Raw genomic sequence first — 12,266 nt, 5'->3', positions numbered from 1 at the left:
GGCGGCCCGTCGGGTCGCGCGCCTGTTGCGACGGCATACGAAAGGACCTCCCATGACCAAGCTCAGACTGGCCATCGTCGGTGCAGGCCCCGCCGGCATCTACGCCGCGGACATCCTGCTGAAGGCGGAGCGCAAGTTCGACGTCTCGATCGATCTGTTCGAGCAGCTTCCCGCGCCCTACGGTCTGGTGCGCTACGGTGTGGCCCCCGACCACCCTCGCATCAAGGGGATCATCACGGCCCTGCGCGACGTTCTCGACCGCGGTGACATCCGCCTGTTCGGCAACGTGCGCTTCGGCGAGGACATCACCCTCGAAGACCTGAAGAAGCACTACAACGCGGTGATCTTCGCCACGGGTGCCATCCGCGACACGTCTCTGGACATCCCCGGCATCGACGCTGTCGCCTCCTACGGAGCGGCCGACTACGTCAGCTGGTTCGACGGACACCCTGACGTTCCGCGCGAATGGCCGCTGGATGCGGCATCCGTCGGTGTGCTGGGCAATGGCAACGTGGCGCTCGATGTCGCACGCATGCTGGCCAAGCACGCGGAGGATCTGCTGGTCACCGAGGTGCCGTCGAACGTCTACGAGGGCCTCAAGGCCAGCGAGATCACCGACGTGCACGTGTTCGGCCGTCGTGGGCCGGCGCAGGTGAAGTTCACGCCGCTCGAGCTGCGCGAGCTCGGCGAACTGCGGGACGTCGACATGGTCGTCTACGACGAGGACTTCGACTACGACGATGCGGCGAAGGATGCCGTCGCCAGCAACAAGCAGGTCATGGTCATCGACCGCATCCTGCAGTCGTGGCGCAAGCGCGATTCGGTGAACAACGCCGGCGGCACGGCCTCGCGACGCCTGCACCTGCACTTCTGGGCGAAGCCGGTCGAGGTCCGCAAGGACGAGAACGGTCGCGTCGCGGCGCTCGTCTACGAGCGCACCCAGCCCGACGGCCAGGGCGGGGCGATCGGCACCGGTGAGCTGCGCGAGGTGCCCTTGCAGGCCCTGTACCGCGCCATCGGCTACTTCGGCTCGCCCCTTCCCGGCGTCCCGTTCGACAAGAAGCACGGCGTGATCCCCAACCGTGAGGGCCAGGTGCTCGCGAAGGACTCGAACGAGCGCGTCCCCGGCATCTACGCCACGGGGTGGATCAAGCGCGGGCCGGTGGGTCTGATCGGGCACACCAAGTCCGATGCGATGGAGACCGTGCGCCACATCATCAACGACCAGGGCTCCTGGTGGCACCCGGAGGACCCCTCCGAGGAGGCCATCGTCGACCTCCTGCAGGAGCGCGGTGTGCGCTGGACCGACCTGGACGGATGGCACCGCCTCGACGAGCACGAGATCGCTCTCGGCGCGCCTGAGGAGCGGGCCCGCGTCAAGGTGGTCCCGCGCGACGAGATGGTCCGCGTCTCCCGCGGCGAGTAACGCCGCCTCGGTCTGGCCTCCCCGTCCCTTCGGCACGCTCCGCTAGCCTGGCGTGAACGGGGGAGGAATGCATGGCCGACTGGATTCCCGATGTGCTCGGTGACGAGTTCCAGCAGCGCACTCTCGACCTCGGTGTCGACGATCAGGGTCCGGTCGTGGCCACGCTGGTGCGCGCGCTGCCGACAGAGCCGGGCCTCTGGGAAAGGGTGCGCGGACACCGTCCGCTCCTCGACGGAGTCGATGTGCTGTACGTGCACGGCTGGTCCGACTACTTCTTCCAGAAGCGTCTCGCCCGCTTCTGGACCACGCGGGGCGCCCGTTTCTTCGCGCTCGATCTGCGCAAGTACGGCCGCAGCCTCCGCGACGGGCAGACGCCGGGATACATCGCCGATCTCGCGATCTACGACGAGGACATCGCTGCGGCACTGGACGCCATGGGGCGTGGGGAAGGAGGCGTCGAATCCGACCGGCGCCTGATCCTGCTCGGACACTCCACCGGCGGTCTGACACTGAGCCTGTGGGCGTCTCGGCATCCGGGAGCGGCCGACGCGGTGATCCTCAACAGTCCCTGGCTGGAGTTCCAGTTCGCCCCGGCGAGAGCGGCGATCGCCCCGATGGTCGAACTCCAGGCGAGGATCCGTCCGATGGAGGTGGCACCGCAGGTCGACCTCGGCTTCTACACGCGAGCACAGCAGGAGGTGGCCGACCCTGACGACCCGATGGAGGTGAACCCGGTCTGGCGCCCGGCGCAGACCATGGCCGTGTACGCGGGGTGGCTGCACGCCATCCTGTCGGGGCACAAGGCCGTGGCATCGGGCCTGTCCATCACGGCGCCGGTGTGCGTGCTGCTCTCCGCGAGATTCGTGCCCCCGACGCGATGGTCGGAGGACCTCACCTCAGCCGATTCCGTGCTGGTCGTCGACGACATCGCCCGTGCGGCACTCCGTCTCGGACCCAGCGTCACCGTGGAGCGCATCGACGGTGCCCTGCACGACGTGTTCCTCTCCCGGCACGAGGCACGGGAGGACGCCTATCGGCGGCTGGACCGGTGGGTCACCGCATGGCGAGCGGTGCAGTGAGCTCTCACAGGTAGTACATCGCCCGGACGAGGCGCTCTGCGGTGTCGCCGTCCGCACTTCGAACGGCATCGCCGAAGTCGGAGTACACCTGACCCATGCGTGCGCGATCCGACGGAGGCACCACCCAATCGCGGAGGTTGCGGAACAGCACCATGCTCGCGTCGTCGATCAGCGTGCGATGCTGCGAGTTGCCGCTGTGATCGCCGAGGTAGGAGAACACCGCCCAGCGCGCGTTCGACGTCTCGGTGCCGTCCTCGAGTGATGCGTGCAAGCCCTCGACCAGGGCGACGACGTGCTCGCGCTGGGCCATCGTGATCCTCGGTACGGCCAGTCTCGCGGCGATGCCCGCCTGGTAGCCGGCGAACTCGAGCGACTGCGCCACGGTCTCCGGGGTCACCGCCGTCACCTCCGTGTACCGGCTCGGATACATCGTCACCATCCCGAGGCGTTCCAGTCGCTGGAGCGCCTCCCGCACCGGTGTCCGTGACACGTGCAGCTCCTCCGCCACGTCGACGTCACGGATGCGCTCACCCGCGGCCAACGTGCCGTCGATGATCTGTCCGCCGATGTGGTGGAAGACTTCTTCGGCCAGGAGCTGCTTGCTCTCGCCGATGTTCGTCGATCCGGTACTCCCCATGGATCCGCCCCCAGTTGCCCTTCTGATCCCGAGCGCCCCATGATTCGCCCGGGAGGGCAACTACATCATGAAGTCGCTTCGGATGCCAATATCCCCCACCGGAGTCCGCGGTCCGCGTGGGGGCGCGCAGCGCGGGCCCCGGTGGGCTCTTCTTACGTGTGGTCGCCCGCTCGCGGTTTCCGTGACCGGCGGATGCTCAGCATCCGCCGGCCACCGAAGACGCGAGCGCATGGAACTGCCGCGGCCTCGTCCCCACGAGGGCAAGCTCGCAATACCGAAATCGCGCAGCCCTACGACGGCAGTGCGTCACGCGGCGTTCGCGTCGTCGGTCGAGTCGACCGCTTCCCAGTCTTGGGTACGGAAACCCATATATTGGTATGCAATTCAACAATCTGGCACGCAGTCCAGAAATCACGACGGAGGGGCCGGAAGCGATCGCATCCGGCCCCTCCGTCGTCGAGCGCGACGCTTACCGGTAGTTGATGAACTGCAGGTCGAGATCGAGGTCGGCGCCCTTCAACAGCGCGATGACCGACTGCAGGTCGTCGCGGCTCTTGGACTGCACGCGCAGCTCGTCGCCCTGGATCTGGCTCTTCACGCCCTTGGGGCCCTCGTCCCGGATGATCTTGTTGATCTTCTTCGCGTTCTCGGAGGAGATGCCGTCCTTGAGCGTCGAGACGATGCGGAACTCCTTGCCGCTGGCGAACGGGTCGCCGGACTCGAGGCTCTTCAGCGAGATGCCGCGCTTGATGAGCTTGGACTGGAACACGTCGAGCACGGCCTTGGCGCGCTCCTCGGTGTTCGCGATGATGAGGATGCTCTCGCCGCTCCAGGCGATCGACGCACCGGTGCCCTTGAAGTCGTAGCGCTGCTCGATCTCCTTGCGGGCCTGGTTCAGAGCGTTCTCCGCTTCCTGGTGGTCGACCTTCGAGACGATGTCAAATGAGCTGTCAGCCATGGTTTCATCCTACTCAGGGGCTCAGCGCGTAGACGTTGTCGGAGACCCGGGTGGCTCCGTCCGGCGTGGGGTAGTCGTCGGGGACGGTCACGAAGTGCCCGGCGGGACCACTCATCTCCACGGGGGCGCCTTCTCCGCCGCACGCCATGCCCCACTCGCCATCCTCGGGGAAGGCGAGCACGCATACCGCTCCGTGTTCGACGCCGCGCAGCAGCCAGATCGAGCTGCCGGAGTGTTCACCCACCAGGCGGGCCGACGAAAGGTCGGCGACGTCTCCGGAGTCCTGCTCCGCCACCGCGTCCGGGACGGCGTCTTCCGGCTCTGCTTCTCGATCCAGGACGCCATAGCTCGGGGCGAACACGGTGCACCCGCTCAGCGCCATCGCCGTGAGCGCCAACGCGAGCGCTGCCGTGATCCTGCGGATGCGAAGTGTGCCACCAGCCATGACCACAGTCTACGGAGCGGGTTTCGTCGGACCCGTGGAAGCGTTTCCATCCGAGTGAAGCGGATTTCGGTGCATCACGGGTTGATATCGACGGCCTCTCTCATTGCGAACACCCCTGATTTCGATGCATACTGTAAGCGCTTGCAGTCCTTGCAGGTGATCAGCACTGAGAGAGGCACACACCAATGAAGGTGAACAAGAGGGGCATCGTCGCCGCGGGCGCGATCGCCATCGTTTCGACTCTGACGCTTGCCGGCTGCTCCACGGGGACCAGCAACGACGACACCTCCGGCTCCGACGACAGCAGTGCGCTGGTCGTCTGGGTCGACGCCGAGCGGGTCGACGCGCTTCAGGGCGCCGCAGATGCCTACGAGGAGAAGACCGGCGTCAAGGTCCAGCTCACGGGCAAGTCGGTCGACGACATGAAGGACGACTTCATCCAGCAGGTCCCGACCGGCAAGGGCCCCGACATCGTCATGGGCGCGCACGACTGGCTGGGCGAGCTCTCCACGAACGGCGTGGTCGCTCCGATCGAGCTGGGCGACAGCTCCGAGGACTACCTCCCCGTCGCGCTGCAGGCGGCGACGTACGACGGCACCGTCTACATGCTCCCGTACGCCGTGGAGAACATCGCCGTGCTCCGCAACGCCGACCTGGTTCCGGCTCCCGCGACCAGCTTCGACGACATGATCTCCAAGGGGAAGTTCGTCGTCGAGCAGGGGACCGAGGGCAACCCGTACCACCTGTACCCGTTCCAGACCGCGTTCGGCGCCCCGGTGTTCGGCACCGACGACACCGGCAGCTACGACTCCACCGACCTCCAGCTCGGCAGCGAGGGCGGCTTCGCCTTCGCCGACTGGCTGGGCGCGCAGGGCGCTGCCGGCGTGCTCAACACCGATGTCGACGGTGAGATCGCCAAGCAGCAGTTCCTCGACGGCACCGCCGCCTTCTGGCTGACCGGTCCGTGGAACGTGGGTGCGGCCACCGACGCCGGCATCAACGTCGCGATCGACCCGATCCCGAGCCCGACCGGTGAGACCGCATCGCCGTTCGCCGGAGTGAAGGGCTTCTTCGTGAGCTCCGAGTCGAAGAACAAGGTCGCCGCGAACGACTTCCTCGTGAACTACATCGGCACCGAAGACGTGCAGCTCGAGCTGTTCAAGGCCGGCAACGTGCTTCCCGCGCTCACCGCTGCGGCCGACACCGCGGCCGCCGACCCGATCATCGCCGGCTTCCAGGCCGTCGGTGCCGACGCCGTGCCGATGCCCGCCATCCCGGCCATGGGTGCGGTCTGGCAGTACTGGGGCGTGGCCGAGGCCGCGATCATCAACGGCGAGGACCCGGCGACGACGTGGCAGAAGCTCGTCGACGACGTGACCGCCGCGATCAAGTAACAGCCAGGACACTGACTCTGCCGGGGTGGGCGCCTTCGCCCGCCCCGGCAGGATCATGACGAGGACGACATGACTGACACCGAAGAGCGCACAGCTCCTCCGACCAAGCGCCAGCGCCAGGCCGCCAAGATCGCCGAGGCTGCATCAGGGCCGATCGGCTGGATGCTGCTGAAGATCCTCCTGCTGGCGGTCGTCGATGCGATCGCCCTGTACGCCGCGTTCGTGCTGTTCGCGCACCAGGAGTGGTTGATCCTCGGCATCGTGGTCGTCGTCGCGGTCCTGGTCAACTACATCTACTTCTCCCGCAAGCGCATCGCGGCGAAGTACCTGACGCCCGGCATCATCTTCCTGATCGTGTTCCAGGTCTTCACGCTGCTCTACACCGGGTACATCGGCTTCACGAACTACGGCACCGGCCACAACGGAACCAAGGACCAGGCGATCTCCTCGCTCCTCGCATCGGCGCAGGAACGGGTCGAGGACTCGCCGACGTACCCCGTCACCGTGGTCGAGCAGTTCGGCACCTACGGCCTGCTGGCGACAGACCCGGACACCGGCGATGCACTCCTCGGCACGGCGGAGCAGCCGCTCGCAGAGGTCGAAGCGCAGTTCGAAGGTGACAAGGCCGTCGCGGTCGACGGGTGGACCACGCTTCCCCTCGCCACCGTGTTCACGCTGTCGGAGGAGCTGGAGCAGCTCTCCGTCCCGTTCAGCGACGACCCCAACGAGGGCAGCCTGCGCGCTCCCGACGGGCAGAAGGGCTACCTCTACGTCTCGACGCTCGAGTACGACGAGGCTGCAGACACGATCACCGACACCACCACAGGGATCGTCTACTCCGACACGGGTGACGGTGCGTTCACAGCCGAAGGCGGAGAGCAGCTCCTCCCCGGATGGCAGACGACGGTCGGTTTCGACAACTTCGTGCGCGCTGTCACCGACTCCTCCATCCGCGGTCCGCTCATCTCGGTGACGCTCTGGACCTTCGCGTTCGCCCTGATCTCGGTCGCGACCACGTTCTTCCTCGGTCTGCTGCTCGCGCTGGTGTTCAACAACACCCGTATGCGCTTCCGCAACGGCTACCGCATCATCCTGATCCTCCCGTACGCGTTCCCCGCGTTCCTGTCCGCGCTGGTCTGGGCGGGCATGATGAACGAGAGCTTCGGCTTCATCAACCAGGTGATCTTCGGCGGGGCCGCGATCCCGTGGCTGACCGATCCCACGCTCGCCAAGGTGTCGGTGCTGCTGGTGAACCTGTGGCTCGGGTTCCCGTACATGTTCCTGGTCTGCATGGGGGCGCTGCAGGGCATCCCGGAGGACGTCAACGAAGCCGCCGTGATGGACGGCGCGAACCCGTGGCAGGTCTTCCGCCGCATCAAGCTGCCGCTGCTGCTCGTGACCGTGGCGCCGCTGCTGATCTCGTCGTTCGCGTTCAACTTCAACAACTTCAACCTGATCTACATGCTCACCAAGGGCGGGCCGCGCTTCAGCGATGTGTCCATCCCCGTGGGCCACACCGACATCCTGATCTCGATGGTCTACAAGGTGGCCTTCACGGGTCAGACCCGCGACTACGGTCTGGCGTCGGCCTTCACGATCCTGATCTTCATCGTGGTCGCGACGATCTCCATCATCAGCTTCCGCAAGACCAAGGCCCTCGAGGAGCTGAACTGACATGAGCACCGACAGCCCCATCACCGAGCGTCCCGCCACAACCCGGTCCGCCGAGCAGGCGCAGACCCTCGCTCCGCGCCGCCGCAGCGTCGGCGCCTGGTTCGCCGACACCGGATGGCGTCACCTCGTGGCGATCGTCGTGAGCGCGTTCGCGCTGTTCCCGCTGCTGTACGTCGTCTCGGCCTCGCTGAACCCGAAGGGGACGCTGACGGGCTCGAACCAGCTGTTCTCCGCGATCGGGATCGACAGCTACGTGCGCATCCTCAGCGACCCGCAGAACCCGTACGGCACGTGGTTCCTCAATACGCTCCTGATCGCCGTCGTCACCGGCGCGGTCACGGTCTTCATCGGAGCGTGCGCCGCCTACGCCTTCTCGCGCATGAGGTTCGCCGGGCGCCGCGTGGGCCTCGTGACGATCGTGGTCGTGCAGATGTTCCCGCAGCTGCTCGCCGTGGTCGCGATCTTCCTCCTCATGTCGACCCTGGGGGACTGGTTCCCGGCCATCGGTCTGAACACCCATACGGGTCTGATCCTGGTGTACCTCGGTGGAGCGCTCGGTGTGAACACCTACCTGATGTACGGCTTCTTCAACACGATCCCCAAGGAGATCGACGAGGCTGCCCGCATCGACGGTGCCGGTCATGCACGCATCTTCTTCACGATCATCCTTCGTCTGGTCGCGCCGATCCTCGCGGTGGTCGGACTGCTCTCGTTCATCGGCACCGTCAACGAGTACGTCATCGCGAGCGTCATGCTCGTCGACGTCGATCAGCAGACGCTCGTGGTCGGTCTGACGAAGCTCGTCGCGAACCCGCGGTATGCGGACTGGTCGGCGTTCTCGGCGGGGGCCGTGATGGCCGCGATCCCGGTGATGATCCTGTTCCTGTTCCTGCAGAAGTACATCGTGGGCGGTCTGACGGCCGGAGCGACGAAGGGCTGAGCCGCTGGTCTGCCCGCCGGCGTCGTGATCCGGTGGGCACGGGTGCCCGCACGGTCGGACTCCGCACGCTCTCTTGTCTCGCATGCTACCTTGTCTTGCATGACAGCTGATGTTGGCGCTCAGATGCGCAAGGGAGTGGTCGAGTACTGCGTGCTCGGGCTGCTCGCGCGCGAGCCGATGTACGGCTGGCAGCTGGCGGAGGCGCTCACCGGCGCGGGCCTGATCGCCAGCATCGGCACGCTGTACCCGCTGCTCGGGAGGCTGAAGGACAACGGGTGGGTCACCACGTTCGATCAGCCCTCCGACAGTGGTCCGGTGCGCAAGTACTACCGGCTCACCGGCAGCGGGATCGATCAGTTGGACCGTTTCCGCGCCCAGTGGACACCATTCGCCCGTGTCGTCACGGGCATCGTCGGAGAGGGACGACCATGACAGAGCTCACCGCAGACGACCTCCGCACCGAGTACCTCGCGCGGCTCGACGAGGCCATGCGCAACCTGCCGCACGGTGTCGCGAGCGATATCCGTGCCGGCATCCTCGAGGAGCTGCAGGGGCTCGATGCCGAAGCGACGGCGGCACGCATCGCGGATCTCGGCGATCCTGTCGCGATCGCCGATGGGGCTCAGGCGGAAGTCCCGTCCGGGCCGACGATCATCGGCGCGCCCGCGGTCGCCGCGCCCCCGGTGCCGCGTCCGCCGGCGACCTCGACGAGAGGGTTCGCGATCGCTGCGGCGCTGACGTTGAGCTTCGGAGGGATCGTCGTGCCCGTACTCGGCTGGTTCGTCGGCGCCGCGCTCGTGAGCGCGAGCTCGCTCTGGAGGACGTGGGAAAAGGTGGTCGCGATCGTCGTACCCTTCGTCGTCACCGGCATCTCGTTCCTCACGGTCTCCACGCTGACGGCCTTCTCCTCGACGGAGTCGGGTGGGAGCTCCTCGGGGACCGGGACGCCCGCGGAGGTCCCCGCCGTCAACCCGCTCGTGCCCGGCGTGGGGGAGTGGCACGTCCTCATCCTCCTCGGATTCCTCCTCGTCCCGCTCTCCGGGCTGTGGCTGCTGTGGCGACTCCGGGGGCGCGCCGCAGGATGAAGCGGGTGCCGCGCACCGGATATCGGCGTTGCTCCTCGGGGGATCGGTGCTTCGGGCCTAGCGTGGAGTCATGGCACGGGTGGGGGGTCGCAACCTCGGGATGAGCTGGTTCGCCGGCATCGTGTGCGTCGGCGTCATCGGCGCCCTCGTGTGGCTGTCGCTTCCGATGGTCCCCGTGCTCGCCCAGTTCGCCGGGGATGCGCTTCGCACCGCTCTTCCCTGACCTGGGACGACGTATCCGCATGAATGCCGACACGTCGGCACGCCTCCGCGAGCGTCCGTTCGCGCGGAGGTACCCTCGCAATGCACGATTCCGATGAGAGGCGCACCCCATGAGTGACCCCGACGTTCCCCAGCCCGAGAAGCCGGCTGACGTTGACGACGTCGTCGGCAGCGCGAACGCGGGTCTGGATGCCGCCGCGGCCGCAGGTGCGGATGTTCCCGGCTCCGGCGAGACCGTGGCAGACGGTGGCGACGTCACGCCGGCCGCCGCACCCGTGGATCCCGACCTCGCCGCTTTCGAAGCGGCCGAGCGCGAACACCCCGGAACCTTCGCTTCGCCGCCCCCCGCGGTGACCCCCGCTTCCTCCGCTGCATCGTACGACCGCGCCGAAGAGATCAGGGCTCAGGCCGACGCCGAGACCACCTCCTTCTACCCGGAGCCCGTCGTGGGCGAGCCCGTGCCCTTCGGTCACGAGCAGTCCGGCATGGCGGGAGCCGCCTACGCCCAGTACGGCGATGAGGCCGAGACGCGTGTCGTCCCCTCGGAGCCGCTGGTGGTCGCGGCCGCAGCGCAGCCGCAGCCGATCTTCGTCCAGGCTCCCGAGCCTCCCCGTGACCGGGGCAACCGCGGCACGGCAGGGGCCATCGGGCTTCTCGCCACCCTCGTCTTCGCGGTCCTGTACCTCGGTGCATGGCTCGGTCTCGGCGCGATCGCCGGTGACGTGACCGGAGAGAACATCGGTCAGAGTGCTGTCGCCCCGCTGTCCACCTGGGGGTTCTGGACGCCCGTCGTCGTGTTCTTCCTCGGGTTCTGGCTGCTCGGCGCGATCATCAACCGCGGTCGCTGGGGACTCTGGGTCGTCTTCGGTCTCATCGTCGGCGTCATCGCGTACGGCGGCCACATCCTCGGGCAGCTCTTCGAAGCCCCGTTCTGGAAGCTCAGCTCGAGCCAGGGGCTCGATCTCGTCGGCGAGCAACTGCTCGCTCCGCTCGCGATCGCGGCATTCGTGTTCGCCCGCGAGCTCACGATCTGGTTCGGCGCGTGGGTCGCACGCAGTGGCGCCCGCAAGACCGAGCTGAACGCCGAGGCGCAGCGCGAGTACGAGCGCACGCTCGAAGCCGGCCCGACGCTGGCGAGGTAATCACGAACTCCACCACGCCGAACCCCCGCGGACCCGAGTCCGCGGGGGTTTCGGCCATCCTGGCGGTGGTCCTCGCCACCATCGGCTTCTTCGCGCTCGCCGTCTTCGGGCTCGGAGCGGTGAGCGTCGCCACGGACACCGACATCATCGCGGTCCCGAACCTGGGCCAGGTGCCGGGAGTGGCCGGGATGATCGCCGCCGTCGTCTCCTTCGCCCTCGTCCTGTGGTCGACGCTGCGTCGGTCGCAGCCCTCCTATGTGGCGACGGTCGCGATCGCCCTGACGGCGGGACTCGCCCACCTCGTCGTGGTCTGGTTCGCCGTACTCATCGGCGACGGAGATCTCGTGCTCGCGACTGCGGTCGCCGGAGACCTGGTGCGAGGCGGTGCGAGCGCTGTCATCGTGCTGGCTGCGCTGATCGCCGGGTGGGGCGGTATCGCCCTGCGGCGCACCCGTGCGGAGCATCCACGCTGGCCCTGGGAGCGCGAAGAGGAGGAGTGACCTTCGGGCGCTCGTCCGTCTTCGCCCCGCCGGGCTGGGGAAATCGCGACGGCGAGGGGCGACGCGCCGTACGCTGGTGGAGTGGAGCGCTCGTTGGAGACGCAGGTCGACCAGGCCGTCGAAGCCTGGTTGCGCTGGGTGCCGCGCTGGGAGCCGGCGACCCACCGCGGTCGCGTCGCGCCGTGTCGTCGGTGTCTCGGCTCTCCGATCCTCTCGGCGGCCGGCATCGGGGCGAACGTGCCGCACGGGGTGCAGCACGGGCTGTCGACCAGGATCAAGACCATCGTCGATCATGCCGTCGCGGAGTACACGGCGAGGAACCTGCCGATGCTGCAGCGCGAACTCGACCAGCAGGCCGCGCGCAACCGTGCCCGCAGCTATCGCCCGGCGGAGGATCTCGACCCCGAGTTCGACGGCCTCCCGCTCGATCCCGATCCGGTTCCTGGCGCCCCGTTCCTGTTCACCATCGCCGGGCTCGCGGACGACTCTGCCGCGGAGCTCCCCGCGCTGCCTCCGCTCACGGAGGAGGCCAAGATCGCGCTCCGGCAGGAGGTGGCACTCGCCGACGAGTACGCCAACCTGGTGGGCCGCGAGATCTGCGGCATCCTGCTGCGGCACCGGATCTCGATCCAGGCCGCGGTCTCGCAGCACGTCGAGCCGCAGATCGAGGCTCTGCTGGCCGAGCTGACCGAATCGCTCGACTCGCCGTTCGACCCCGACCTGCCCTGAGGTGCGAGCGCAGGCACGCCCATTTGACCGCTACG

The 12,266-nt window shown here is 67.6% G+C and carries 14 protein-coding genes; 11 read left to right on the top strand and 3 right to left on the bottom strand.

Annotated elements, in window-relative coordinates; translation table 11 throughout:
* Window positions 1-52: 52 nt before the first annotated feature.
* Together ABRP18_RS14340 and ABRP18_RS14335 are read left to right on the top strand one after the other, a co-directional pair.
* A complete protein-coding gene (locus tag ABRP18_RS14340; RefSeq protein ID WP_349884868.1) occupies window positions 53-1,426 on the top strand; it encodes an FAD-dependent oxidoreductase in 1,374 nt (457 codons plus the stop codon).
* 71 nt (window positions 1,427-1,497) lie between these two features.
* Window positions 1,498-2,505 carry an alpha/beta hydrolase gene (locus tag ABRP18_RS14335; protein WP_061016903.1) on the top strand — a complete coding sequence of 336 codons (1,008 nt, stop codon included), beginning with the start codon at window positions 1,498-1,500 and terminating at the stop codon, window positions 2,503-2,505.
* Window positions 2,506-2,509: 4 nt separating this feature from the next.
* On the opposite strand, the gene ABRP18_RS14330 is transcribed toward ABRP18_RS14335, so the two are convergent.
* The 3 genes from ABRP18_RS14330 to ABRP18_RS14320 all read right to left on the bottom strand — a co-directional run bounded on the left by ABRP18_RS14330 (window position 2,510) and on the right by ABRP18_RS14320 (window position 4,545).
* Window positions 2,510-3,142 carry a GntR family transcriptional regulator gene (locus ABRP18_RS14330; protein WP_046747800.1) on the bottom strand — a complete coding sequence of 211 codons (633 nt, stop codon included), beginning with the start codon at window positions 3,140-3,142 and terminating at the stop codon, window positions 2,510-2,512.
* Window positions 3,143-3,611: 469 nt separating this feature from the next.
* Window positions 3,612-4,100, bottom strand: a complete 489-nt coding sequence (locus tag ABRP18_RS14325) for a YajQ family cyclic di-GMP-binding protein (RefSeq protein WP_017829222.1) — start codon at window positions 4,098-4,100, stop codon at window positions 3,612-3,614.
* Window positions 4,101-4,113: 13 nt separating this feature from the next.
* Window positions 4,114-4,545, bottom strand: a complete 432-nt coding sequence (locus ABRP18_RS14320; protein WP_046747801.1) for a hypothetical protein — start codon at window positions 4,543-4,545, stop codon at window positions 4,114-4,116.
* Between the two features lie 185 nt (window positions 4,546-4,730).
* Here ABRP18_RS14320 and ABRP18_RS14315 point away from each other — a divergent pair, with 185 nt between their 5' ends.
* The 9 genes from ABRP18_RS14315 to ABRP18_RS14275 all read left to right on the top strand — a co-directional run bounded on the left by ABRP18_RS14315 (window position 4,731) and on the right by ABRP18_RS14275 (window position 12,231).
* A complete protein-coding gene (locus ABRP18_RS14315; RefSeq protein WP_061016982.1) occupies window positions 4,731-5,939 on the top strand; it encodes a maltose ABC transporter substrate-binding protein in 1,209 nt (402 codons plus the stop codon).
* Between the two features lie 69 nt (window positions 5,940-6,008).
* Window positions 6,009-7,613 carry an ABC transporter permease subunit gene (locus ABRP18_RS14310; RefSeq protein ID WP_349884867.1) on the top strand — a complete coding sequence of 535 codons (1,605 nt, stop codon included), beginning with the start codon at window positions 6,009-6,011 and terminating at the stop codon, window positions 7,611-7,613.
* 1 nt (window position 7,614) lies between these two features.
* The gene (locus ABRP18_RS14305) at window positions 7,615-8,553 is read left to right on the top strand and encodes a sugar ABC transporter permease (RefSeq protein ID WP_349884866.1); all 939 of its coding nucleotides are present in this window, start codon (window positions 7,615-7,617) and stop codon (window positions 8,551-8,553) included.
* Between the two features lie 99 nt (window positions 8,554-8,652).
* Entirely contained in the window at window positions 8,653-8,985 is a 333-nt protein-coding gene (locus ABRP18_RS14300) for a PadR family transcriptional regulator (protein ID WP_349884865.1), read from the top strand.
* Window positions 8,982-9,638: a hypothetical protein gene (locus ABRP18_RS14295; RefSeq protein ID WP_349884864.1), complete on the top strand. Its 657-nt coding sequence runs from the start codon at window positions 8,982-8,984 to the stop codon at window positions 9,636-9,638. The genes ABRP18_RS14300 and ABRP18_RS14295 overlap by 4 nt, the downstream gene beginning before the upstream one ends.
* 70 nt (window positions 9,639-9,708) lie before the next feature.
* Window positions 9,709-9,861 (top strand): hypothetical protein, encoded by a 153-nt coding sequence (locus ABRP18_RS14290; RefSeq protein ID WP_164734115.1) that lies wholly within the window; start codon window positions 9,709-9,711, stop codon window positions 9,859-9,861.
* Between the two features lie 109 nt (window positions 9,862-9,970).
* Window positions 9,971-11,002 carry an ABC transporter gene (locus ABRP18_RS14285; protein WP_179515821.1) on the top strand — a complete coding sequence of 344 codons (1,032 nt, stop codon included), beginning with the start codon at window positions 9,971-9,973 and terminating at the stop codon, window positions 11,000-11,002.
* A 65-nt stretch (window positions 11,003-11,067) separates the two neighbouring features.
* Window positions 11,068-11,502: a hypothetical protein gene (locus ABRP18_RS14280; RefSeq protein ID WP_113680394.1), complete on the top strand. Its 435-nt coding sequence runs from the start codon at window positions 11,068-11,070 to the stop codon at window positions 11,500-11,502.
* 81 nt (window positions 11,503-11,583) lie between these two features.
* Complete coding sequence (locus tag ABRP18_RS14275) at window positions 11,584-12,231, top strand: hypothetical protein (RefSeq protein ID WP_046747808.1); 648 nt, start codon at window positions 11,584-11,586, stop codon at window positions 12,229-12,231.
* The last annotated feature ends 35 nt before the right edge of the window (window positions 12,232-12,266 follow it).

The organism is Microbacterium sp. WHRI 7836, assembly GCF_040223885.2.
GTDB classification, from domain to species: domain Bacteria; phylum Actinomycetota; class Actinomycetes; order Actinomycetales; family Microbacteriaceae; genus Microbacterium; species Microbacterium oxydans.
Note: the sequence above shows the minus strand (reverse complement) of the source record. Positions and strands in the feature narration are given on the sequence as shown.

Excerpts from the sequence above, each read along its gene's own strand:
- ABRP18_RS14340 (WP_349884868.1), top strand. The coding sequence starts at position 53 with ATGACCAAGCTCAGACTGGCCATCGTCGGTGCAGGCCCCGCCGGCATC.
- ABRP18_RS14335 (WP_061016903.1), top strand. The coding sequence starts at position 1,498 with ATGGCCGACTGGATTCCCGATGTGCTCGGTGACGAGTTCCAGCAGCGC.
- ABRP18_RS14330 (WP_046747800.1), bottom strand. The coding sequence starts at position 3,142 with ATGGGGAGTACCGGATCGACGAACATCGGCGAGAGCAAGCAGCTCCTG.
- ABRP18_RS14325 (WP_017829222.1), bottom strand. The coding sequence starts at position 4,100 with ATGGCTGACAGCTCATTTGACATCGTCTCGAAGGTCGACCACCAGGAA.
- ABRP18_RS14320 (WP_046747801.1), bottom strand. The coding sequence starts at position 4,545 with ATGGCTGGTGGCACACTTCGCATCCGCAGGATCACGGCAGCGCTCGCG.
- ABRP18_RS14315 (WP_061016982.1), top strand. The coding sequence starts at position 4,731 with ATGAAGGTGAACAAGAGGGGCATCGTCGCCGCGGGCGCGATCGCCATC.
- ABRP18_RS14310 (WP_349884867.1), top strand. The coding sequence starts at position 6,009 with ATGACTGACACCGAAGAGCGCACAGCTCCTCCGACCAAGCGCCAGCGC.
- ABRP18_RS14305 (WP_349884866.1), top strand. The coding sequence starts at position 7,615 with ATGAGCACCGACAGCCCCATCACCGAGCGTCCCGCCACAACCCGGTCC.
- ABRP18_RS14300 (WP_349884865.1), top strand. The coding sequence starts at position 8,653 with ATGACAGCTGATGTTGGCGCTCAGATGCGCAAGGGAGTGGTCGAGTAC.
- ABRP18_RS14295 (WP_349884864.1), top strand. The coding sequence starts at position 8,982 with ATGACAGAGCTCACCGCAGACGACCTCCGCACCGAGTACCTCGCGCGG.
- ABRP18_RS14290 (WP_164734115.1), top strand. The coding sequence starts at position 9,709 with ATGGCACGGGTGGGGGGTCGCAACCTCGGGATGAGCTGGTTCGCCGGC.
- ABRP18_RS14285 (WP_179515821.1), top strand. The coding sequence starts at position 9,971 with ATGAGTGACCCCGACGTTCCCCAGCCCGAGAAGCCGGCTGACGTTGAC.